This window comes from Streptococcus oralis (assembly GCF_023611505.1).
GTDB lineage: Bacteria > Bacillota > Bacilli > Lactobacillales > Streptococcaceae > Streptococcus > Streptococcus oralis_CT.
Genome location: NZ_CP097843.1, coordinates 1,440,279 through 1,464,739, shown reverse-complemented (window position 1 = coordinate 1,464,739; position 24,461 = coordinate 1,440,279). Strand labels below are relative to the sequence as shown.

The window sequence follows — 24,461 nt, the reverse complement described above, 5'->3', positions numbered from 1 at the left end:
TGAGAAGGAGTCTGACTAGAAAAATGTTATAATGGTAGGAAAGAGGTGAAGAAATGAATCAAACTGTAAACTATATCAAAGAATTAACCGCTATTGCATCTCCAACAGGCTTTACTCGTGAGATTTCAGACTACCTAGTCCATACTTTAGAAGAGCTTGGTTACCAGCCGGTTCGTACAGCCAAGGGCGGTGTCAATGTGACCATTAAAGGTCAAAATGATAAGCAACAACGTTATGTGACTGCCCATGTGGATACGCTAGGAGCTATTGTTCGTGCAGTCAAACCAGACGGTCGTCTCAAAATGGACCGTGTCGGTGGTTTCCCTTGGAACATGATTGAAGGGGAGAACTGTACGGTTCATGTGGCTAGCACAGGTAAAAAGGTATCTGGAACCATCCTCATCCACCAGACTTCTTGTCATGTCTACAAGGATGCAGGAACTGCAGAACGCACACAGGACAATATGGAAGTGCGTTTGGATGCAAAAGTGACCAATGAAAAAGAAACTCGTGCTCTTGGAATTGAGGTCGGTGATTTTATCAGCTTTGACCCGCGAACTGTCGTGACAGAGACTGGTTTTATCAAGTCCCGTCACTTGGATGATAAAGTCAGCGCAGCGATTTTGCTCAATCTTCTTCGTGTTTATAAGGAAGAGGGGATTGCATTGCCAGTAACAACTCATTTTGCTTTTTCAGTCTTTGAAGAGGTGGGCCACGGTGCCAACTCCAATATTCCAGCTCAGGTAGTAGAATATCTGGCTGTCGATATGGGAGCTATGGGCGATGACCAGCAGACGGATGAGTATACAGTGTCTATCTGTGTCAAGGATGCTTCGGGTCCCTATCACTACGACTTCCGTCAACATTTAGTGGCTTTGGCAAAGGAGCAAGATATTCCATTTAAGCTCGATATTTATCCATTTTACGGTTCGGATGCTTCCGCAGCTATGTCAGCAGGAGCAGAGGTTAAGCATGCCCTCCTTGGAGCTGGTATTGAGTCCAGTCACTCTTACGAACGAACACACATTGATTCGGTCGTGGCGACTGAGCGTATGGTAGACGCCTATCTCAAGAGTGCATTGGTAGACTAATATGTGCTTGATTTGTCAAAGAATTGAATGGATAAAGGTAGGGAAGAATCCCTACTTTGTAAAAGAACTAGAAACAGGCTATGTTGTTATTGGAGACCACCAATACTTTAGGGGTTATACCTTATTTCTAGCAAAGGAGCATGTCACAGAACTCTATCAGATGGAGAGTTCTGTGAAACTTCGTTTTCTAGAGGAAATGAGTTTGGTCCAAGAAGCTGTTGCCAAAGCGTTTAAAGCTGAAAAGATGAACATCGAACTTCTAGGAAATGGAGATGCCCACGCTCACTGGCACCTCTTTCCAAGACGATCAGGTGATATGAATGGTCATGGTCTTAATGGTCGTGGTCCAGTCTGGTGGGTGCCCTGGGAAGAAATGGCGGCAGAAGATTGCCAAGTGCAATCCCGTGAGTTGGAACAAATGATTAAAACCTTATCCGATGAATTAGAGAAGCATGTGATTTAAGAGAGGAAGAAAAAAATGAAAAAAAGATACATCGTTTTATCCGGTTTGCTAGCAGTAACCCTAGCAGCATGTTCTCAAGAAATACCTAAAAATGAAGAAAATACTCAAAAAACGGAACAAACTAGTCAACCTGAGGGTACTGTAGGGAGCAAATCTCAAGCTTCTAGTCAGAAAAAGGCAGAAGTTGTGAATAAGGGAGATCACTATAGTATACAAGGGAAATACGATGAAATCGTCGTGGCTAATAAGCACTATCCTTTGTCAAAAGACTACAATCCAGGAGAAAATCCAACAGCCAAGGCGGAGTTGCTGAAACTCATTGCAGCAATGCAAGCAGCTGGCTACCCAATCAGCGATCACTACAGTGGTTTTAGAAGTTATGAAACTCAAACCAAACTTTATCAAGACTATGTGAATCAAGATGGTAAGGAAGAGGCAGATCGCTACTCAGCCCGCCCTGGATACAGTGAACACCAAACAGGTCTTGCTTTTGATTTGATTGGGACTAATGGAGAATTAGTGACAGAGGAGAAGGCAGCCCAGTGGCTCTTGGATCATGCAGCTGACTATGGCTTTGTTGTTCGCTATCTCAAAGGAAAGGAAAAAGAGACTGGCTACATGGCGGAAGAATGGCATCTTCGCTACGTTGGAAAAGAAGCCAAAGAAATTGCTGCAAGTGGCCTTAGTTTGGAAGAATACTATGGCTTTGAAGGCGGAGATTACGTCGATTAAAAAAGAAATTTTTCTCTTGCATTTTTAGATAAATAGTGTATAATAGATGGGTATGCGTAAAGCATACTTGTGGGAGGTAAAAATCTTACATTACCGCCAAAACCACAAAGGAGGATTTAAAAATGGCTAAAAAAGTCGAAAAACTTGTAAAATTGCAAATCCCTGCTGGTAAAGCTACACCAGCTCCACCGGTTGGACCTGCTCTTGGTCAAGCTGGTATCAACATCATGGGATTCACAAAAGAGTTCAACGCTCGTACAGCTGACCAAGCTGGTATGATCATTCCAGTTGTTATCTCAGTATACGAAGACAAATCATTTACTTTCGTTACAAAAACACCACCAGCTGCTGTTCTTTTGAAAAAAGCTGCAGGTGTTGAAAAAGGATCAGGTACACCTAACAAAACTAAAGTTGCTACAGTTACTCGTGCACAAGTACAAGAAATTGCAGAAACTAAGATGCCAGATTTGAACGCAGCAAACATTGAGTCTGCAATGCGTATGATCGAAGGTACTGCTCGTTCTATGGGATTCACTGTTGTTGACTAATCAATAACACAGTAGAAAATCTCACAGCAGTCTATTAGTTGCTTTTCATACTGGGCCAGTGGCTGATGCTTGTACTTGGGTACAGCAAAGGAACTTAACGAAGTAGAAAAGGAAAATAATAGACTGAAAACCCGCAAGACTTCATCATTTCGAGAAGTGACGTGGGAGATGAAAATCGATTGAACCACTTACAAGGAGAATAGAAAATGGCTAAAAAAAGCAAACAACTTCGTGCTGCTCTTGAGAAAATCGACAGCACAAAAGCATACAGTGTAGAAGAAGCTGTAGCACTTGCAAAAGAAACTAACTTTGCAAAATTTGACGCAACTGTAGAAGTTGCTTACAACTTGAACATTGACGTTAAAAAAGCTGACCAACAAATCCGTGGCGCAATGGTATTGCCAAACGGTACTGGTAAAACTTCACGCGTTCTTGTTTTCGCACGTGGTGCAAAAGCTGAAGAAGCAAAAGCTGCTGGTGCAGACTTTGTTGGTGAAGATGATCTTGTTGCGAAAATCAACGACGGTTGGTTGGACTTCGACGTAGTTATCGCTACACCTGATATGATGGCTCTTGTTGGACGTCTTGGACGTGTCCTTGGACCACGTAACTTGATGCCAAACCCTAAAACTGGTACTGTAACAATGGATGTTGCTAAAGCAGTTGAAGAGTCTAAAGGCGGTAAAATCACTTATCGTGCTGACCGTGCAGGTAACGTTCAAGCAATCATCGGTAAAGTATCATTTGAAGCTGAAAAATTGGTTGAAAACTTCAAAGCTTTCAACGAAACAATCCAAAAATCAAAACCAGCTACAGCTAAAGGAACTTACGTAACAAACTTGACAATCACAACTACTCAAGGTGTTGGTATCAAAGTTGACGTAAACTCACTTTAATCAGTAGTTTATAAAAGAGAAGACGAGTACGAAAGTGCTCGTTTTTTTGATGAGTATTACCTTTTAGAAAAATCAGTTCATTGATCAGCTTTGTAGCAATAGTGCTGTATGTGTCCTAAATTGGGAGAATTGAATAAATAACATTGAGAGAACGTGAATAGCGTTCTCTTTTGTTTTTCTCAATTTAATCTCAGGAGGTCACAAATGATATCAAAAGAAAAAGAAACACGTGAATTGATTATTTCATTCTTGATGAAACAGACAGGGATAACCCGTCAAGAATCAATAGACAACATTAAAGAACTAGAATCTTTTGGATTGATTGCTTTTAATTCAAAAGGTGATCTTAGATTTAGGGAGGTTTAGGTATGGAAAGAATCTCACTTGCACAGGTTAATAACGGAGAAAGATTCTTCCGTGTACCAAAGTTACTTTTTGAGTCTGAACTCTATAAAAAGATGTCTGCTGAATCTAAATTGCTTTATGCCATCCTAAAGGATAGATTTGAGTTATCAGTAAAAAACAACTGGATTGATGCTGATGGAAATATCTATTTCATCTTTACCGTTGAAGAAATTGGAGAGATGTTAGGTTACGGAAAAGATAAGGTTATTAAGCTGAAAAAAGAGCTGAAAAAATATGACCTACTCGAAGAAGTTCGCCAAGGTTTAAACAAACCAAATTTGATTTATCTTGGTTCTTTAAAGGTTGAAAATGTGGCTAAACCCTTGATACCAGCGGAATTCGGAAATTCCGACTTCCAGAATTCTGAAATTCCGAATTCTGGAACTCTGGAAAACAGAATTCAAGACTTCGGAATTTCAGAACCTAATGATACTGATTCTAGTGAGCCTGAGTTTAGTGATACTGATTTTAGTTTAGAGGAGGAAGAAGAGAAAGCCCCTCAAAATTCTGAAGGAAAAAATAGAGTCAATCTTTCCCGAAAAGTTGATAAGGCGACTAAGTACGACCGAGACTATATTTGGAACTTGGTTCATGACCAGTTACTAAAAGAAAACTTCTCACAGGCTACCGCAGATTATGCGATGATACATTTTGATGACCGCTATCAATACGCTTTAGAGAATATGAGGTTTGCCCGCTCGTCTGAAATGGTTGCTGAATACGTATTTAACGGCGTGATGGCTGAATGGAGTCAGAGGATCAGAAAGCAACAAAATAAAGGGGTAAGCTGATGAAAAAGTTAGTAAAGAAAATTGCTCTAAATTTGCTGATTATTACTTGTATTTTTTGCGTATCATACTTTATGCCCAAAATTTTCCTTTCGGATTTTCCTGGTTTCCAGCAACTTATGAGCTTGTGTATGTTAGTAGCTGGCTATGGCCTCTTCTATGCTGATTAATATTTTCTTTGACCCGAGCAAGTCAATAAACTGCTGAAGCACTTTGACAACTGAATACCCCCTCTGCCCTGATACAGCGTGACTATGAGATACAAAATTGGGGGCGGAGTGTAAAGCTAGACTCTAGCCTCAGTCACAATTCGCATTTTCGCGGGTTTGTCGTTTTGACCATAAACGGTGCGCAAGAAATACAGATATAACCAAAAGGAAGTTATACAGCATGGGTGTAAATCAACCTAAATTTATTCGAAATGGAGAGAAAGAATGAATAAATTTGAAGACCTTGCAAACAATGACGTTTGCATCAGAGACTTAAAACAATTAGGACGTGAAGGTGGTGCTTCTGCTTATCTTGATAGTGGTGAAATACTGAAGTTAAAACCAAAGTATGGCACAGTATCAAGAAAAGCCTATGTTGCAGGAAAGCATATGTACGTTGATCTAAAGATTGAATACAAAGACGTTTTTTCCGCAATTCGCACAATAGAACGAAATGGAATTTTGGTTGCGAGAAGATGTCGATTTGGAATGACCAACGTGCTTAGACTTACAGGGACGGGCTATCACCGCACTAGAAAACGAAGCACAGGAGGAAATTTATGACGGATTGGGAAAATGACAAAGGTTGGAAAGAAAGTTTTGAAGACCAACAAAAGAAAATCCAGTCCAACCGTCAACCAACAAAAGATAATAATGAGCCTATACGCTTTAAAATCATTGAGACGATTGCCGTCCTATCAAAGAATGACAGAGGGTGGCAAAAGGAACTAAACATTATTTCATGGAATGATGCCGAGCCAAAATATGATATACGGTCATGGAAAGATGACCATTCACGAGTTGGCAAGGGTGTCACACTTTTTGAGGACGAAATGGTCGTCCTTGCAGATGCAATTAAACATTTACAAATTACAAAAAAGAAAGAGGATTAAATCTTATGGATACAGCAGTTAAAGTTTTTCAAATTGTTCAAGCAGTCGTTGGTATTACAGGACTTGTATGGGTTCTTGCAGGAATTATTGACTTCTTTGGGGGTCGTAACAACAATGACTCTATGCGCCAGGAAAAAGGGGCAAATGCCATGATAAATGGTGGCGCTATCGGTGTTATCGGGGCGGCAGTCTGCCAAGCCATTATTGCAGCGCTTCAAGCTATCAGCTAAATCTGAAAGGAGCTAGAGTGAATGGATAATATCACAAATTCTCTAGCTGAGTATAGTTCAACAGTCAATCAATACGCTGATAAGATTAACGGGGCTTTATTGCCAGTCGCTTCAATCTTGATTTTAACCTTCTTTCTATTTGACATTTTTTCATGGAATAGACGGTTAGGACAAGAGGGCGGTGGCTTAACGGTTCAGCTTTGGATGGAAGTAGCCCTTGGATATGCTATTGCATTTCTATTGGTTTATAACATTTCAGAAATCTTTGATTTTATCGTATTTGTCTTTAACAGGGGGATTGCTCTTGTCGATGGCGTGTTACCGAATAAAACATTTAAGTCTGATATGGATACTTCAGGTATAAGTGGATGGATAGCCAAACAGATTGTCAATATCGTAGGCAACTTTACTGAGCTAATAGCTGATGTATGTGCGAAATTACTTGTCTTTATGAGATTTTTCCAAATGTATCTCTTGAAGGCAGTCGCTCCGCTAATTGTGGCTTTCTTCATGTCTGAACAGACAAAGCCAGTAGCCATCAACTTCTTAAAACACTTTTCAGCTTACGCCTTACAAGGGTTATTGCTTGTCATTATTGTCAGACTTTACCCAGCTTTGGTAACGGATGACTTATTTAAAGCATCATCAGGAGATTGGGCGACTGCTTTTGCATCTATCGCAAAAAGTATTGTCTATATTGTCGCCTTGTTCGGTAGTCAGCGCTTGGCAAAAACACTTTTAAATGCCATGTAAAAAAGCAATAAATTTGGTAAAATAGTTCTATAAGGAGGTGAGTTCATGTCAGAAAAACGATACTATATCAAGCGAGAAGGAAACCATTTCAAATTGTCTCCTCAATCGCAAGAAGAACCAGTAGAAACCCCTACACCAGTTCAATCAAACGCCCCTAAACGAGTGAAACGCTCCATTTGGTCAATGATTGGCAACTTCTTTAGTCTGATTTTATCAGGTCTGATTATGATTATTGGATTTCTGATTGCAACTCCATTTTTCCTTTTAAGTGTCCTTTGGAATTGGATAATCATGTTTATTGGTCTATCTATTTTTTGGAGTATTGCAGGAGTTATTTACTATGGGACGATTTTAGATTACGAAGTTAATACCAACCTTATATTTAATAATACTTCGATACCAATTCTTTTGATTGTGGCTTTAATTGGTGCTATCATGTCAACGATTGGACGCATGAGAGACTAACAAAATTGAAACTGTTGAACAAACACTTTGCCAGAGCAAGGTGTTTTTATTGTAGCTAGAAAGAGGTTGTATGAACAAATTAGGAAGTGAGTTCCTCAAGCAGTTTGACAACTATGAAAGACCCGTCGCCTTTGGGATGACCAAACGTCTTTTAGTCATGATGCTTGGGATTGGGATAGTGGTGTCACTCACTATCACCATTTCCATAATGGGACTATCAGATATTTTTATGTACCTTGTGGCGCTCCTCATTGCCCCTCCCTTTATCATTTACGGGCTAGGCTTTGATGAAACAGTCAAAGACAAGGTCATGTTTAATCTAAAAGTTCAGAAGCGAGCTTTTATTACAGAATTTGAGGAAGGAGAGGAGTTCACAAAAGATGATTTTAAATCTTGGAAGAAAGTCAAAGAAGTTGACGAAGGCTGAAAAGGAACGTAAGGCACGCCTAAAACGCTCCTTGAAGGCTTCAACACAAAATACCATTAAATACAATAGCCTATTTGAAAATGGGCTGATGCACATTGCCAAAAACGAATGGTCAAGAACCTATCGCTTGGGTGATGTCGCCTATCTATCCGCTAATCAGGAAGAAAAGATTGACGTGATTGATACACACGCTGAAGCGCTCAATTCACTTGATGCAGGCTCTACTTATCAGCTCCTGGTTATCAATCGGAGAGTCGAAGACAACGCTGTTGAGCAAATTAAGTATGATGAGGTTGGTGACGGCTTTGATAATTTCCGTAAGGAATACAATGAAATGATTGAAAGTCGTTTTTCAAGTGACTCAAAGAATTTTAAGGTTGAAAAATATGTGACCTTGAAGACAGAAGCCTATAATCGAGGGCAAGCGGATGCCAACTTAAGCGAGCTAGGCAACTCACTTGAAAATCAATACTCTCAAATGGATATTACCTTTGAAGAAATGGATGGGAAAGAACGTCTTGACGTGTTTGCGGAGTTGCTCCTGGGCAAACACAAACTCCCTTATAACTTCAGGGATATTGCCCTTTCAGAATTACATACAAAAGATTTTATCGCCCCTAACAGGCTTCATTTCTTGGAAAATCGTTTCCGTATCAATGAAGGGGTCGCAAAGGTCATGTATGCTAGAAACTTCCCAACTTTCTTAACAGATCGACTGATTAAGAGTTTAACGGATATAGGCGTTGAGTTGGCTATCACGATTCATGCTGAGCCTTATGAGCCATCTAGCTTTATGCGTAAGATTAACAATGCGGATACAACTATCAAAGCTGAAATGGTCAAGGCTCAACGGTCAGGTGCTCAAGAAGGGGTTGACCAGGATCTGGCTGTCTCAGGTCGAGCACGTGAAATTTCTGAGTCAACGAGACGATGGAAAGAAGAGATTGACGACAATGACCAAAAAGCCTTTTCAGGTTTGATCGCTCTTTATTTCAAGGCTGAGGATGAGGAGGAGCTGGCAAGTATCACAGATAAAGTCTTGACCGCTTCACGTAAGGTTGGCGTTGATTTTCAAGAGTGTTACTATTACCAGGAAGAAGGACTTAATACCATCCTTCCTATTGGTCACACCTTCTTAAATGTGAAACGTCGCTTTATCCGTGATATGACCACAGCTAACTTGGCTACACAAGTTCCTTTTATGAACGTTGACCTAAAGTCAGATAGTGAGAGGGCGCTCTATTACGGTCAAAATCAACTATCTAACAATGTGATTACGGTTGACCGTAAAGCAGACCTGAACACTGGTTCGGGCGTAGTTCTTGGCTCTTCAGGTTCAGGAAAGTCTGTTACTGTAAAAACCATGGAAATCATACCAACCTATCTGAAGAACCCTGAAGACCGTATCATCATTGTTGATCCTGAAGATGAATATTCCGATATTGGACGTGAGTTTGGGGCGCAGTTGGTTGATATTTATATCGGTTCTAAGTCACACCTAAACTTGATGGACTTGCCTGATTCGAGTCAACTGAAGGATGAAGATGATGACCCTATCGGGGATAAGTCAAACCTTCTCATGGGGCTCTTTGAGTCTATTCTTGATGAAGTCGGTGACGTGCAATATACCATTATTGACCGTGTCACCCGTGAAACTTATAAACGGTTTGCGGATGAAGATAGAACGCCAACGCTTGCAGATTGGCACGATGTTTTGCTTGAACAAGAAGAACCTGAAGCCCAGGAATTGGCGCTCAAGTCTGAAATCTATGCCAAAGGGTCACAAAGTATCTTTGCACACGAGACCAACGTTGATATTACAAACCGCTTTGTGGTCTTCAACTTGAAACGCTTGTCAGGAAAACTCAAGCCTTTTGCGATGATGGTTATTCAGGACTATATTTGGAATCAAGTTGTCGCTTCCCAAGGGAAACTCACTACTCGCATTTATTTTGACGAGGTACAGCTCTTCTTCAAAGAAGAAGCCCAGGCTACCTTCTTTACAGAGTTGTATTCACGGGTTCGTAAATATGGGGCGATTGCCACAGCCATCACACAAAATATTGAAACCCTGATGAACAAAGAAGAAGGGCGCAAGTTGGTATCTAATAGTGAGTTCATGATTCTCTTGAAACACAAGAAATCAGACTTATTGGCTCTTTCTAAAGCCATTTCTTTAACTCCAACTTTAGTAAGATACATTGAAAAACCAAAAGCAAAAGGAACGGGCTTGATTGTCGCAGGTCAAGTGGTTGTACCTTTTGAAAATCCTATCCCAAGACACACAAGACTCTATGAGCTTGTCACTACAGATGCTTAGGAGGTGTAACGTTGTCGAGAAAAACAAGACGTGATCTCCGTGATGCCAAACGTGAGTACAAGGAAGCCAAGTCTGACCTCAAGACAACGAAAAACAGCTATAAACAAGCTGAAAAGAGAGAAGCTCGGCTCTTAAACCCCAAGACAGATGCCGAAAAGCGTTACCTGGGGCAGAAACAAAAGGCAAGACGGACGGTCGCTAGTAAAGAGATTGAAACGCTCAAAGAGCGTAAGAAGACCGCTAAAGTAAAGAAACGCCAAGCCATTCAGCGTAACGGTGGAACAAAGGTTCAAAAGCTGGGGCGAGTTACTCATCACCAGGCTTCTCATTTTGTGGATTCGGCTTTTCAGGATAATGATGTGCTTGAAGATATTGCTTCAGCACGTCAGACTATCCGTAGAACACACGCTGAAGTAAGACAAGCTAAGAAGCTAGGCAATTATACCGTCAAGATTGGTAAAGGGGCAACTAGGGTCGTATATGGTGCAGGAAATCGCACCTATAACCTTGTCCGTGGTCGTAGTTTTACCAGGACTCCTGTTGCCAATCGATGGGAAACGAAAGTTACTAATAAATACGAACGTTTACGGGCGAGATTAAGAACTTCAAAGGCAGGTAAGACCACTAGTGCTACTAAAAAAGTAGCCGTAAAAGTTGGGAAGCCTATCTTGGCAGTTCTTAAAAATCCCTTATCAGCTAAAGCCTACTTGATTATGTTTTTAGGAGTTCTGATTATTGCCTTGTTAGGAGTCGTGACAGGTGGAGGAACTTCAACTGTAGCACAAAACGAGTTTGATCTTACAGAAGCTTGGACTCATATTTCAAAAATTGATAGAGAAAAATCAACAGATAAGGTTGATTATTGGACAAATATTGATGAAATAATGATGTTCATGGGTTACAAATATGAAGATTACAAGCTAGATTCACCCTATAATACTGATAAGAAGTGGTGGGAATTAAATAAACCTTATAAAGATCTTTTATCAACAATTTGGGATGATTTAAACAAGGATAAAGACAACCTTAAAACAATGGCTGATATTTATACTTCTTCAGATAATAAATATCTTAAATTAAGCGAATCTGAGTTGAAAGAGTATAATGAAGTTTTAGAGCAAGCTAAACAAGTTGGTTATTATGTAACCTACAACGATTTATCGAACCCCTTTAATGCTGAAGCAAATGATGAAAAATTAGATCCAATACGGATTGATAAAAGGTTTGGCTATGTTTCAAAAACAGAGATATATAATGGTTCTGTTTTGCAAGCGAATCAAGGGTCAAAACTTTATGCTGTAATGGATGGTACAATTTCTATAAAAGAGCAAGATGTGATTATATCATCAGAAACGGCAGAGTTTACTTATAAGAATGTGACTCGTGTTCGTGTTAATGATGGTGATAAGATTAAAGTTGGGAATGAAATCGGTGAGGTAAGTGATGTAGGAGGGCAAGAAGTTTACTATAGAAAACTCAAAAACAAGAAAAAGAAAGAATGGGTTTGGGTAAATGTTGGTTTCTATCTTCCAAAAGTTGAATACAATCAGACTACTTCAGTAATTTCAGATATGAACCTAGATGGTGATATTGGAAAAAAAATAAATGAGATATATAACTACTTCAAAAAACAAGATAGCAGCGTAACTTTAAACGGTGTCTCAGCAATTTTAGGAAACTTCTGGACAGAATCATCAATAACAGCAAAAAGGGCCGAAGGAGACTATTTAAGCCCTCCTGTGGGCGCATCAGCTAACTCATGGGATGATCCTAACTGGTTAAACATGGGTAATGCTGAAGTATATCAAGGGAAATATCCAAATATTGTCCATAGAGGTATTGGACTTGGACAATGGACTGATACCCGTGATGGTTCGATCAGACATACAATGTTATTGAACTACGCAAAGGATAAAGGGAAAAATTGGTATGATCTTGAACTTCAACTTGACTTCATGCTAAATGGTGATTCTCCTTACTACATTGAACATTTAAAGAATATCCTTCATTCAAGCGAAGATGTAGATTATTTAACTAACAGATTTCTTGTATATTGGGAAGGAAACGAAGGAGATAAAGTAAAAGAACGGCAACATAATGCTCAACAAGTTTTATCGTATCTCAAAAATCCTAGAGGTCACACTAGAGGAGGAAGTTCCGTTTTAGAAAGTTCATGGGGTTTTCCTTCAGAGTATTCATCTAAAATATCTAGCTATCCTTCATCAGCGACTGTATCAGCTAGTCTTGATGGTAATACTTACCCTATTGGTCAATGCACCTGGTACGTGTATAATCGGTTAGTAGAAGCAGGAGCTCCTCATTATAATTGGTTAGGAGATGGACAGAACTGGGTTAGAGGATTGACTGCTAGAGGATGGAAATATAGTTCAACTCCTGTAGCAGGAGCGGTTATGTCAATTCAAGGAGGTTTTTGGAATACTCCAGAAGAGAATGGGCATGTATCTTATGTTGAACATGTAAATGAAGATGGTAGTTTCCTTGTTTCTGAATGTAACATTCAAGGAGTTCAAAATAGAATACATTGGACTCTTTGGACAAATCAAAGTTACCTTTCATTTGCAATTCCGCCAAAATAGAAGAAAGAATGGAGAATTATGATAGATTCATCTAAATTAAAAGTAATAAAATTTATTGGTTATATACTATTGATTATCCTTGCCGGATTTATTGGAGTAGGTATAGGACAAACAGTAGCAGATCACAATCAAAAAAAGGAAATTGCTGAAAGTAAACAGACAACAACAAAGGAGGGGCTTAATCAGGAAGAGGTAAAAGAATTTTTAGTGAACTATTATACCAAAAAAGATCTTGGAGAGAATAGGAATCGCTATAAAGAATATATGACTGATGGTCTATATAAACAAACAATAGCTAAAGAAGAAGAACCTGTGAGCCAAACATATAAAGGATTTGTTGTAGATTTTCAGTTTAAATCAGCAGAAATTTATATCAATCAAGACAAATTACAAGTTATAGCGCAAGTAAATTATGTAAATACTTTACTAGATGAAAAGAAAAACTATAACACTGCTCAAAAAAATGTTTTGAACAAAAAGACGCTGAGAATAAGTTATACTAATGAAAATGGCAAAATGAAAGTAAATAAGATGGAATCCATTATTTTAACAGATCAAACAGGCGACTATGGAATTTTGGATAGTACAAAACCATCTGAAGGTTCTACAACAGATTCATCAACAAAACCAACGACAACACCTAGCACCTCAAATTCAAATTAAAGGAGAAAAATATGGCACCAAAAAAGACACAAACACAATCATTGAAGGGCAAACTTGAAAAATTTAATGCTGAGTTAGAAAAAATTCAAGAACAGAAAAGAGCCTTGAATCAAAAGGAAAAAGAGTATGAAGCGAAAATTAATGCACTTCAAGCAGAATATATCATTGCGTTAATGGCTGAGTCAGGTAAGTCTTTTGATGAATTTGAAAATTTTGCATTTAATAATTCTAACCAGGTAAATTCTTCTGAAGAGGTCGGTGAGGGTCATGTTCAGAATTATTAATCTACAAACAAATCAGCAAGAAACCTGTCAAAATAGGGATGAATTACTATCTCTTATTAATGATAGGTCGGTTTGGGCAGAAGATAGAGGAGAAACTATAACTATTCAAATAGACCAATTGGGAGAAGAGGGGATCATTTTAGACAGCCTATCTTTATCTCTCCCTCTTGAATCAATTGTGGAAGAAGCGCTCTCAGGGTTTGGTTTTAAAAGAGAAAAAAAATCATTTGGATTTTTAAAATCAAATAAGCAGAAAAAAGAAAAGCGTACCTCTGTTAAAAAAGATAAAAAGTTAGAATCTCTTAAGAGCGTAGAACAATCTCAAAATAACCTGGTTGAAGAAAAAAAAGAGACAGAGAAATTGATTAATAAATCAGTCTCAGATAAGCCAGTAAAAACTAGAAAATTAAGGTTTGGTTCGCTTGTTCTTACAATAGTTATCTGTTTAATTACAATAGCATCTATTGTTTCACTATCTCTTGTTCAAGTTCAATCTAAGAAAATTAATGATCTTGAAAATCGGATACAACTTGAAGAGAAACAAGGGAAAATTGAAGTTTTTGGTAGATTTTTTATCGCAAATTTCTATACTGGAAAAAGCGAAAATATTGTAGATTTTTTAAGCAGTGAAATGAAAACTGAAGGTCTTGAACTCAAAAAAGGAGTTCAAGCACAATCAACAATTTACGAATCACTAACCGAATCACAAGATATTATTCAAGTTACATTTGTAATCACTACAACAGAAGACTCGAATAATATTAAAACGATTAGAATGACTCTTCCTGTACGTGAAGAGGAAAAATCAATGTATGGTTATGTAATCGTAGGTAAACCTATCATTACAGGTTTTGCAGAATAACAAACATTAAAATAAATATTAAAACAAATATTAAAATAAACATTAAAATAAATATTAAAGAGGAAGAAAACATGAAAAAATGGGCTAAAATCATCACACTATCATCTATTGTCGTACTTGCTTCAGCGAGCGCTCAAATGGTTTATGCAGATACAAACGCTTCACAAAATGAAACTGCTATTACTGCTGTATCACCAAATACTGGAACTACAACAGCTTCATCAAATGCTACAACTGTTCCTGTTGTAGCGCCAAACGCTGGAACTACAACAATTCCATCAAGTGATACAACTGTTCCTGCTGTAGCGCCAAACACTGGAACTACAACAATTCCATCAAGTGATACAACTGTTCCTGCTGTATCACCAAATACTGGAACTACAACAGCTCCATCAAGTGATACAACTGTACCTTCTGTACCAACTTCACCTTCAGAACAACCTTCTGTTGTAGCTCCAACTGATCCTGGAACAACTGTAGCAACTGGTTCAAGCTCAGCAGCTTCATCAAGTAGCAGCTCTTCAGCAACTACAACTACAGCAACTACACCGACTTCTGAAGATAAGAACAAAAAAGACAATGCTACGTCAGATAATAAGGTTAGTGTTTCAACTATTGATGGGGGAACAACTACCTTAATTCCTGATGTTAAAGTGCCAACAAACAATCCTGGTGTATCTGCTCAAACAGCTGTAGAAGCAGGTGCTTCTCAGGTAGGAACAACGTCGCAAGTAACAGGTCAAGTTGTTCAAGAAGTGTCTCCTAGTTCACCAGTACAGACAGAAACAGGAGCTTCAATTGTAAGCACTCAGAACGGAAACGTTGTCCTCTCAGATGGCTCTGTAGTAGCGCCTGAGGTAATTGGAGGAACGGTTAATGAAGATAAGACTATCTCGGTTACTGACAAAGATGGGAAACTCAAAACACTTCCAAATACTGGTCTTAAAGAAAGTATATTACTAACATCTGCAGGTTTTGGATTATTGGCTATCGTCATTAGTTTTTTCTTAAAGAAACGTTCAAATTAAGGAATACGATAAAAGCACTCTTTTGAGTGCTTTTTTTAGAAAGGAGGATAAAAATGGATCAGGAGAGAATAGGAATGAAAGTAGCCGATATATATAAATTAACAGGCGAAATGCTTCTAAAATCAATGTATTATGCACTTGAAGAATCGTATCACAAACTAAATCACTATCTTGAAAACAAGACATATACGGATAAAACCAACTGGAATCAGTTTATGGCAACAAAGGATACAAAACATTTTGAAACGTTTCTGAACTCTGAACTGAACACAGAACGTTTGGAAGAATACTTAAAAGGTTACAATGTGGGATTTTCCATTATGGATAATAAGGACGGTACAAGTACAGTTGCCATCGATGCAAAGAACGTGCAAGCCTTAGAAGCAAGTTTCAAAGGGGTCATCAATGATTTAACTGAACCTGAAAAGGCAGAAAAACTTACTAAAAATCTTATCAAAACACCAAAGACCATGACTTTAAAGGAGAAATTGACTTACTACAAGAAAAAGGTTACCGCAGAAATCAAAACTAAAGATAAGGTTAAAACACCAACGCCTAAGAAGGCTATTGCGAAAGATGAAAAGGGGTTATAGATGGTTACAGAACAGAAAAAACGTCGCTTTCTCCCTTATTTGATTGTGGGTCTTATCCTTTGCTATGCGGTGCATTGGTTGGTCAAGCTTTATGACATAGCACCTGCAACTGAAGGAGTTACCTTTATAGATAATGCCCGTTTGGATTGGATGATGGAGAATTGGACAAGTAAGTCTTTTATTGACTTTAACTTCACTCAAGCTAGTCTATATGGTGGCGGTTTAGCTCTCTTTGTTGTCCTGATGTTTTACTTTCGAGTTGGTGACAAAGGGCGCTACCGCTACGGGGAGGAATACGGGTCGGCACGGTACGCCACGAACAAGGAAATAGCTTCTTTTCGGGATAAAGAACCTGAAAATGATATGATTTTCAGTCAAAATGGACGAATGGGACTTTTCAATAAACGCCTCCCTTTCAACCGTCAATTAAACAAGAACACGCTGATAGTCGGTTTACCAGCGGACGGGAAAACTTTCACCTTTGTGAAACCTAACCTGATGCAAATGAATAGTTCATTTGTTATCACTGACCCGAAAGGTCTTCTTGTCCGTGAGACAGGAAAAATGCTTGAAGATCACGGCTATAAAATCAAAATCTTTGACCTGGTCACTCTGACCAACTCTAATCAGTTCAACGTCTTTCACTATATGCACGATGAGCTAGATATTGATAGAGTTGCTGAAGCGATTATCGCAGGGACAAAACGGTCAGATAACACAGGTGAGGATTTTTGGAATCAGGCTGAAATGCTTTTGATGAGGGCGTTGATTGGGTATCTCTACTTTGACGGAAAAGTCCTGAAGAAGTATGAGCCAAATATCGCTCAGGTTGCAGACCTTTTAAGAAATATCAAGCGTGAGGATGAAGATACTCCAAGCGTGGTTGAAAGACTGTTTGAAGAACTTGAAGAAGAATTGCCAGGAAACTATGCTAATAGACAGTGGGAATTGTTTAATAGCAACTTTGAAGGCAAAACAATGACGTCTGTATTATCTATTGCTTCTTCACGTTTTGCCGTCTTTGACCATGATGCGGTTAGAAACCTGACCGCCCGTGACTCAATGGAAATGGAAAAATGGCAGATTGAAAAAACAGCCGTCTTTATCGCTATTCCTGAAACAGATAAGTCTTTCAACTTTATTGCAACGACTATGTTTACCATGATGTTTAGGCAGCTACCAAAGACAGCGGATGAAATCCTTCAGGGAGACCATCCAACGTGCAAACCTGAAGACTTGTTACATATCAGACTTATCTTAGATGAGTTTGCCAACTTTGGACGTTTCCCACACTTCACGGAAACACTTTCTTCAGTTCGCTCCCGTGAGATTTCAATTGATATTATCATTCAAGCCATCAGTCAATTGAAGGCACTCTATAAAGACCAATGGGAGACCATATTCAATAACTGTGCTACCCTAGTTTACTTGGGGACGAATGATAAGGAAACAATGAACTATTTCTCAATGCGAAGCGGTAAGCAGACTATCAATGTTAAGAATCAGTCGCAAACAAGAGGAACGCAAGGGTCAAGCAGTCAGTCTATTCAAACCATTCAGCGTGACCTTCTCACACCTGATGAGGTGGCTCGTATTGGGGTTGATGAAGCCTTAATCTTTATCTCTAAACAAAATGTCTTCAGAGATAAGAAAACTAACGTTCTTCAGCATCCACGTGCTAAAGAACTGGCGAATAGTCCAAGTGATACGAACTGGTATCGTTATACCCGTTCCATGTCTGATATGGATGACTGGGATGCCAACGTCAACCATGATAGGGTGATAGAAACAACTAGCGCAAAGGTGCTAGAAGTAAAATTACCATTTGAGGAAGTGGCTTAACCAAAAGAAAACCTGTTAGGATTGCCTACCAGGTTTCTTTTGTATTTTGAGGAAAAGGAGGAAAACATGACACAAACAACTAATATGAGGGGGATAGGTTACTTTGATACCCTCTTTTCAGTCGTTGAGATGCCAACGATGGCGGAAGCACTCAAACAGTTTGCACTTGAGCATCAAGTGACTGGAAAGAGCAACCAGGGGGAGGTCTTAAATGACTTTGTCAGCATCTTGATTAAGACGTTAGACGTTGAAGATTTTCAAGCAGTCTCTACACAGCTTTTTAGCTACCCTAAACGGTATAGAGGAGTGCTTGAAGTTGAGGAGATTGAACCTTCTAAGGAAAAGCTGATTTACTTAAAAGCTAATATTGATAGCTTGCTTCAGGAAGAAATAGAGGTAAGGAGCAGGATAGATGGCGAGTATTGAAGAACTCAAAGCCCTGTCAATTCTAAAAGTGGCAGAAAGCCTGGGCATGAGTTTACAGCGAACAGGAAGCTATACTTACACTTGGGAAGAACATGACTCTTTCACTATCAATGTTAGGGAAAACTATTTCAATTGGTTTGCCCGTAGCAATGGCGGTGATGTGATTAAAATGGTTCAAGTCGTTCAGGAAGAATTGACAGGGGAGAAGCTTTCTTTTAAGCAAGCAAAACACTTCTTGGAAGAAGGTAGTTTTGACGTGGTCGATGTGACCAACGTTCCTGAAAAAGAACCCTTCAGCTATTACCTTGAGCCTTATGAAACTAAGTTCATAGAAGCCAGGGAATATCTGAAGGATGTCAGGGGCTTGTCTGATGAGACGATCGATTTTTTCGTAGAAAAAAACGTCTTATCACAAGCAACTAAAAAGACAGGGGACTACTATGAACCTGTCATTGTTTTCAAGAGTTTAGACAACCAAGGAGAGGTTATAGGCGCTTCTCTTCAAGGTATTAAGGAAAATCATGACCTTTACGAGAGAGGGCGCTTAAAACAGATTATGAGGGCTTCTGATGGTATGACGGGAATGCACGTTGATATTGGAACACCTAAACGATTAGTCTTTGCGGAAGCTCCTATTGATTTGATGAGCTATTATGAGCTTCACAAGGATAGTCTTGAAGATGTCCGCCTGGTTGCGATGGATGGCTTAAAAGAATCAACGGTGAGTCGTCACGTGGCAGAACTCTTGTCTGAAGTTGGTGAACTTGATGATGAGGTTGACCAGGAGAAAAAATCTTCCTTCCTCGCTAAAACAGCTAAATTAAGCACTTTTTTTAAGGATGGAAAGCACCAGGACTTAATTACCCTTGCAGTTGATAATGATGAAGCAGGTCACGCCTTTATTGAGCGGTTGACCAATAAAGAAATTGGATTGACTCCAGATCTCCCCCCGAGATTGGAAAGTCAGGACAAGATGGACTGGAATGATTACCTGAAGGAGAGCAAAGAAAAAGCCCTTGACCGAAGTCAAGAGCCACTTAATAACATTGGGGGCGAACTAATCAATCGCAATTCCGGTTATTTAGAAGGCGAACCTTCAAGGACAGCACCACAGCCTGAAGAGTCAAAGACTCAACCTGATTTTCCTGCCAATGTTCAATTATATTTTAACATTGATAGGTCAAAAGAGTCAAGTGTTGGGCTTAGAAATGGCTATCATTATGCGACTGATAAAGATTTGAGGTATCTCAATCGTTACGCTGAAGAATTTCAAAAATCGGCTGACTGGTATCTTAATGAGTTGGCTGATAGTAAGGTCACGTATTTTTACCAGGATAAAGAAGACGTTCAGATGCTTCAGGTGGATTTTGAAAAAAGGCATTGGATGCACTTGACAGGGATTGCTCCTGTTTATCATGAGTGGGCTGAAAATTTATCAGAGCAATTCATTGAAGACGTAGCTTCAGGAAAAGGCGATTTTGCAAATTTAACAGTTGGGATTGGCTTTAGAGATAAGGCAAAATTACTCCCTATGCTCCCTGAAATCTTTGAGTCAGATTCTTTTGTCTTTGATGATTTATCTTCCGTTGAGAAGATGGGGCGGTTAGATGTTTCAAGTGCTATTCGTTCAGACGATAAAGATATTCTTTTAGCTTTTCGGACGGATGATAACTCAACCTTCCCTGCAACATTGCTGAAGCCTAGCCGAACGCTCAACATTGAACTGGATACTTTAAATCAAGAAAAAACGATATTAGGGGTCTTTGTTGAGAAAGACGACAGCATCAAAACAATGTCAATCAATCCTGAATTTGTTAAAGATAATGGACAAGCAATGCTTGATATATTGCGACAAAATAAAGATTTTGAACCCTTTAAAGATGAACCAAATTTACAAAATGGAGGTCTAGCTATGGCAGACAATAATGAACCAAATTTGAGAAATCGCATTGAGCAAATTCTCAGAGAAGACGAAGAGAAAAAACAAGCTGAAGCACGAAAAGAAGAGCTTGAACGTGATTCAGATGGTGATGGTATTCCTGATGAAGTTGAAAAAGCTCAAGGGACAAGTCCTTTTAATGCTGACACAGACGGTGACGGAAAGTCAGACCAGGAAGAGGTTAGTTATGGGTCAAACCCGATTGACAGCAATCATCCAAATAATCAAAATCAACCTTCACCTGAACCACAAAAAAGCATTGCTGAACTGATTCAGGCAAAAGACAGTAAGGGGCTTTCTCAACTTTTGAAAGATGGCGTTAAAGACTATTTTCAGTCTGACACTTACAAACAATACTTGACCACAATGAGTAAATTTCACAATTACTCACCGAGAAATATTCAGTTGATTTTAATGCAAAACCCTGAAGCTTCTCACGTGGCATCCTTCAAAAAGTGGAAGGATGAATTTGAGAGAAGTGTCAATAAGGGAGAAAAGTCATTACGGATTTTTGCCCCTATAACTCTAAAAAGACGAGACCCTAAAACTAATGAACCACTCTTAGATGAGAATGGAAATGAACAAACATTTATGTCTTTCAAACTTGTCCCAGTCTTTGATGTCTCACAGACAAATGGAAAAGAATTACCCAAACCAATCTATGAACTTGAGGGGACTTATGAAGATTATGGCAATCTTTACAAGTCAGCTAAAGAGGTATCTGAAGCTAATGGTGTTCCCCTTTCTTTCAGCAAAGACACCAAAGGCTCTAACGGTTTTTATTCCGTAACCAACAATGAAATTGTAATTAAGCAAGGGATGTCCGAGCAACAAACACTAAAAACAATCTTTCATGAAATGGCACATTCTGACCTACACAATATGGAGAAATTACAAGAAACTCCTCTTAAAAGAAGTACCGCAGAATTACAAGCTGAGTCAGTTGCTTTTGTGGTAGCTAGTCATTATGGGTTAGATACAAGTGAGTACAGTTTTGGCTATTTGGCAACATGGACAGATGACCCTGACGGACTATCTGACCTAGAAGGTCAAATTAAAATTGTACAAAAAGAAGCAGATAGTTTGATTTCAAGAATTGATAAAACTCTTGAAAAGTATCAAACTAAAGAACTGACCAAGGATGCCTTTCAAGAAAAAATTGATCGCTTGAAAAACCAATCTAAAGAAAAAGAGGTTGAACCTAAAGAGAAAGAGCAGGCGAAAGATGCTCCAAAAAAAGAGCAGAAGAGCGACAACGAGATGAGCCTGTAAAAGACCTTGTCGCTCAATTATCCGCAGGCTTTATGAGTCGCAGAAAACAAACGGAGGACTAAAAAATGAATGACACTATTGAAACAACATTACTTCTCAACTTGTTCTATTTCGAGAATGGAACGTACACAAGAAATGAAAACTTTATTGAAGCCAAGCGCAGAAAAGCCATCGCCCTTTTAGATGAAGATGCAGACGAACTCAAAAGCATTGACTCTGACCTAGCTGAAGAATATCAAGAAACAATTTCCTATCTTGACTCTCTTTCTGATGAAGACTACCAGTCCTTAAAAGAGGAGTTGCTTCAACAAGTTGAAGTCAACTAAGGTCTGAAAGACGACTAAGGGGCTTGGGGCTTTTCCCCAAAACTTTGAAAGATTTCCCGACCCCGAATTGGCAGAATTGCCAGTATTTGGGGTTGGAAAAATCTTTTAAATTTCGCAATTGGGTACCCAATTGCTATGCTTGCCAGTTTGAAAAGTATAGAGGGCTACAGCAAAGATGTCAAGAAAAATGAATGAGGTAAGAATCAATGACAGAAGAAAAACGGTATCGTGAAATTCAGCGAAAAATGAGAGTTACCCCAAGAGAAAATGAATTGATTAAAGAACGGATGGAACTTCACGGATTTAAAAATTTCAATACCTATGCACGTTATATGCTTTTGACAGGTGAGGTCGTAACCGTTGATTATTCGGAGCTTATAAAATTAAGAACGGAGATAAATCGTATTGGTACAAATATCAATCAGCTTGCAAAGTACGTCAATACAAATGAAGAAATTACACTTGAAAACTTTCAAAATTTACAGGATTCACTTGCAGAAGTTAAGCGGTTGATGGATGACAATTTTGATAAAGAAGTGGCTATGATTGAAAAAATGATGAGAGACAGAAGGGAGTAAATTGACTTGGTTGTTACAAAAGTTAAGCAGATAAAATCGGTCAACAAGTTAGCTGATGGTATCAAGTATATTGAAGATGGTGCTAAGACTATTGGAACAGAATTGATTGATTCTGATTTGAACTTTCCTGTAAAGATTGTAGATGGTCAGATAGTCTCTCAGCTAGTTTCGGGAAATTTGGTGATTGATGTTGAGTCTGCTTATTCAGAATTTATGATGTTGAAGCAACTTGCCAATTTGGAAAAAGGAAGACCAATCAATAATGAAGAGTTGGTCAAAAATGATGTTTTGGCACACCATATCATTCAGTCCTTTTCCCCTGAAGACAATTTGACACCTGAGCAAGTACATGAGATAGGACGGAAGACAGCTCTTGAATTGACAGGTGGCAGTCATCAATTTGTCATTGCAACTCACATGGATAAGGGACATCTACACAATCACATTTATATCAATTCCACTAACTCGGTCACACTCAATAAATTCAGATGGCAAAAAGGAACAAAGAAAGCCCTTGAACAAATTTCTGACAAGTATGCAGACCTGGAAGGTGCAAAAATTCTTGTTCGTCAAAATCAATTCGGACACAAAGAATATTCAGCTTACCAAAAAGAAAATGTTTTTAAGTTAGAAATTAAATCACGGCTTGAGTTTCTCCTGAAGCATTCAACCAACCTTTCAGATTTTCAAGAAAAGGCAAAGGCGTTAAATCTTGCTGTTGACTTTTCGGGGAAATATGCCAAGTATAAATTGCTTGACAAAGACCAAAAAAGAAATACCCGTGACAGCACTTTATCAAAAAAGGGGAGGTATTCCTTAGAGCAAATTAAGGAGCGCCTGGCTAAAAATGAAATCGTCTATCCGTTAGAAAGTATCAAGAGTGAGTATGACACCTTACAAGCTGAAAAGGCAGAAGATTTTGAAATACGGGTAAAAATTGAACCGTGGCAGGTCGAGCATGAAACGGACACAGGTATCTATCTTCAAATGCAATACGGTATTGCCAACCAAGGTACGGTCAAAATTCCTAGTCGTCTTGTTGATAAACAAGAGGACGGCAGTTTTGATATTTTTATCAAGAAGTCAGATTTTTTCTATTTCATCAATCCTGACAATTCAGCAAGCAATAAATTCATGAAAGGGTCAACGCTTATCAATCAACTTGCCTACGAAAGCGGAGAATATATCTTAACCAAGAACCCTAACATTTCTAAGTTGGATTTGTTGGTCAAAGAATATAATTACCTGGTTAGTCACGGGGTATCCGATTCAGACCAATTCCATGAGTTACATGACCGCTTCCTGGGACAGATTGAAGAAACACAAGAGTCACTTGATAGATTGGATGAGAAAATCGAGCGACTAAATAAAATTGCTTCAGCGCTTGAAGATATTCACGCAGAGAATCCGATTGATGCCAAAGTAGCTTATCAAATTTTGGAAGAATTGAATATTTCACCTTCAGTCAATCCAAAAGAAATTGAAAAGCAGGTGGTCGAGGTCTCCATCGAGCGAAAAGCCCTGAAGGAAAAATTTGACAGTATCGTCAAAGACTTTACTCAGTATGAAAAATTAGAACGTAACGCTGAAGTAAGACGTCAAGATGTTAAAAGTCATTATGAAACAAGTATGGATGAAATTTAATTTTGAGACTAATTTTTATTGAAATTTGAAACTAAAAATAGTATAATGATTCTGCTAATATAGACCTTAGCGGATGATTACTCTTGTGCTAAAGTGTGTATTAGTATGTAGTGTTTTAGGGATAAACTTGGACATATCGCTTCTTTGTGATTTAATTCAAACCTATATTGCTATTTCTAGCTTGAAA

General features: G+C 38.8%; 26 protein-coding genes. All 26 read left to right on the top strand.

Annotated features, from left to right (window positions below; all coding sequences use genetic code 11):
* Positions 1 to 53: 53 nt before the first annotated feature.
* The 26 genes from M9H69_RS07515 (at position 54) to M9H69_RS07390 (ending at position 24,274) form a co-directional block, all read left to right on the top strand.
* A complete protein-coding gene (locus M9H69_RS07515) occupies positions 54 to 1,091 on the top strand; it encodes a M42 family metallopeptidase (RefSeq protein WP_001077276.1) in 1,038 nt (345 codons plus the stop codon).
* A 1-nt stretch (position 1,092) separates the two neighbouring features.
* Positions 1,093 to 1,554 carry an HIT family protein gene (locus tag M9H69_RS07510; RefSeq protein ID WP_000335644.1) on the top strand — a complete coding sequence of 154 codons (462 nt, stop codon included), beginning with the start codon at positions 1,093 to 1,095 and terminating at the stop codon, positions 1,552 to 1,554.
* A gap of 15 nt (positions 1,555 to 1,569) precedes the next feature.
* Positions 1,570 to 2,286: an LD-carboxypeptidase LdcB/DacB gene (gene ldcB / locus M9H69_RS07505; protein ID WP_250315269.1), complete on the top strand. Its 717-nt coding sequence runs from the start codon at positions 1,570 to 1,572 to the stop codon at positions 2,284 to 2,286.
* Between the two features lie 122 nt (positions 2,287 to 2,408).
* Complete coding sequence (rplK, locus tag M9H69_RS07500; RefSeq protein WP_001085808.1) at positions 2,409 to 2,834, top strand: 50S ribosomal protein L11; 426 nt, start codon at positions 2,409 to 2,411, stop codon at positions 2,832 to 2,834.
* 206 nt (positions 2,835 to 3,040) lie between these two features.
* On the top strand, positions 3,041 to 3,730 hold the full coding sequence (rplA, locus tag M9H69_RS07495; protein ID WP_001085676.1) for a 50S ribosomal protein L1: 690 nt from the start codon (positions 3,041 to 3,043) through the stop codon (positions 3,728 to 3,730).
* 204 nt (positions 3,731 to 3,934) lie between these two features.
* Positions 3,935 to 4,096: a hypothetical protein gene (locus M9H69_RS07490; protein WP_000623739.1), complete on the top strand. Its 162-nt coding sequence runs from the start codon at positions 3,935 to 3,937 to the stop codon at positions 4,094 to 4,096.
* Between the two features lie 2 nt (positions 4,097 to 4,098).
* Positions 4,099 to 4,926, top strand: coding sequence for a replication initiator protein A (locus M9H69_RS07485; protein ID WP_250315268.1), 828 nt, complete (start codon positions 4,099 to 4,101; stop codon positions 4,924 to 4,926).
* 431 nt (positions 4,927 to 5,357) lie between these two features.
* Complete coding sequence (locus tag M9H69_RS07480; RefSeq protein ID WP_049477739.1) at positions 5,358 to 5,696, top strand: hypothetical protein; 339 nt, start codon at positions 5,358 to 5,360, stop codon at positions 5,694 to 5,696.
* 98 nt (positions 5,697 to 5,794) lie between these two features.
* Positions 5,795 to 6,025, top strand: a complete 231-nt coding sequence (locus M9H69_RS07475; protein ID WP_324031325.1) for a YdbC family protein — start codon at positions 5,795 to 5,797, stop codon at positions 6,023 to 6,025.
* 5 nt (positions 6,026 to 6,030) lie between these two features.
* On the top strand, positions 6,031 to 6,255 hold the full coding sequence (locus tag M9H69_RS07470) for a hypothetical protein (RefSeq protein WP_000379145.1): 225 nt from the start codon (positions 6,031 to 6,033) through the stop codon (positions 6,253 to 6,255).
* A gap of 21 nt (positions 6,256 to 6,276) precedes the next feature.
* The gene (locus M9H69_RS07465; protein ID WP_250315267.1) at positions 6,277 to 7,008 is read left to right on the top strand and encodes a type IV secretion system protein; all 732 of its coding nucleotides are present in this window, start codon (positions 6,277 to 6,279) and stop codon (positions 7,006 to 7,008) included.
* A 45-nt stretch (positions 7,009 to 7,053) separates the two neighbouring features.
* Positions 7,054 to 7,473, top strand: a complete 420-nt coding sequence (locus M9H69_RS07460) for a hypothetical protein (protein WP_020902563.1) — start codon at positions 7,054 to 7,056, stop codon at positions 7,471 to 7,473.
* Between the two features lie 70 nt (positions 7,474 to 7,543).
* The gene (locus M9H69_RS07455) at positions 7,544 to 7,900 is read left to right on the top strand and encodes a PrgI family protein (protein ID WP_250315266.1); all 357 of its coding nucleotides are present in this window, start codon (positions 7,544 to 7,546) and stop codon (positions 7,898 to 7,900) included.
* Positions 7,854 to 10,220, top strand: coding sequence for a VirB4-like conjugal transfer ATPase, CD1110 family (locus M9H69_RS07450; RefSeq protein ID WP_250315265.1), 2,367 nt, complete (start codon positions 7,854 to 7,856; stop codon positions 10,218 to 10,220). Before M9H69_RS07455 ends, M9H69_RS07450 begins: the two co-directional genes overlap by 47 nt.
* Positions 10,221 to 10,231: 11 nt before the next feature.
* Positions 10,232 to 12,817 (top strand): phage tail tip lysozyme, encoded by a 2,586-nt coding sequence (locus M9H69_RS07445; protein ID WP_250315264.1) that lies wholly within the window; start codon positions 10,232 to 10,234, stop codon positions 12,815 to 12,817.
* Positions 12,818 to 12,835: 18 nt separating this feature from the next.
* Positions 12,836 to 13,480 (top strand): hypothetical protein, encoded by a 645-nt coding sequence (locus M9H69_RS07440; RefSeq protein WP_250315263.1) that lies wholly within the window; start codon positions 12,836 to 12,838, stop codon positions 13,478 to 13,480.
* Positions 13,481 to 13,491: 11 nt separating this feature from the next.
* Entirely contained in the window at positions 13,492 to 13,764 is a 273-nt protein-coding gene (locus M9H69_RS07435) for a hypothetical protein (protein ID WP_000035316.1), read from the top strand.
* Positions 13,748 to 14,626, top strand: coding sequence for a hypothetical protein (locus M9H69_RS07430; protein ID WP_250315262.1), 879 nt, complete (start codon positions 13,748 to 13,750; stop codon positions 14,624 to 14,626). Before M9H69_RS07435 ends, M9H69_RS07430 begins: the two co-directional genes overlap by 17 nt.
* A gap of 71 nt (positions 14,627 to 14,697) precedes the next feature.
* Positions 14,698 to 15,654, top strand: a complete 957-nt coding sequence (locus M9H69_RS07425) for an LPXTG cell wall anchor domain-containing protein (protein ID WP_250315261.1) — start codon at positions 14,698 to 14,700, stop codon at positions 15,652 to 15,654.
* 53 nt (positions 15,655 to 15,707) lie between these two features.
* Entirely contained in the window at positions 15,708 to 16,247 is a 540-nt protein-coding gene (locus tag M9H69_RS07420) for a hypothetical protein (protein WP_250315260.1), read from the top strand.
* A complete protein-coding gene (locus M9H69_RS07415) occupies positions 16,248 to 18,089 on the top strand; it encodes a VirD4-like conjugal transfer protein, CD1115 family (protein WP_250315259.1) in 1,842 nt (613 codons plus the stop codon).
* A 66-nt stretch (positions 18,090 to 18,155) separates the two neighbouring features.
* A complete protein-coding gene (locus tag M9H69_RS07410; protein WP_020902572.1) occupies positions 18,156 to 18,515 on the top strand; it encodes a hypothetical protein in 360 nt (119 codons plus the stop codon).
* A complete protein-coding gene (locus M9H69_RS07405; RefSeq protein ID WP_250315258.1) occupies positions 18,502 to 21,726 on the top strand; it encodes a PBECR4 domain-containing protein in 3,225 nt (1,074 codons plus the stop codon). The genes M9H69_RS07410 and M9H69_RS07405 overlap by 14 nt, the downstream gene beginning before the upstream one ends.
* Before the next feature lie 65 nt (positions 21,727 to 21,791).
* Entirely contained in the window at positions 21,792 to 22,052 is a 261-nt protein-coding gene (locus tag M9H69_RS07400; protein WP_250315257.1) for a transcriptional regulator, read from the top strand.
* Between the two features lie 206 nt (positions 22,053 to 22,258).
* Complete coding sequence (locus M9H69_RS07395) at positions 22,259 to 22,630, top strand: plasmid mobilization protein (RefSeq protein WP_084937312.1); 372 nt, start codon at positions 22,259 to 22,261, stop codon at positions 22,628 to 22,630.
* Between the two features lie 6 nt (positions 22,631 to 22,636).
* A complete protein-coding gene (locus M9H69_RS07390; protein WP_250315256.1) occupies positions 22,637 to 24,274 on the top strand; it encodes a helical hairpin domain-containing protein in 1,638 nt (545 codons plus the stop codon).
* Positions 24,275 to 24,461: the final 187 nt, after the last annotated feature.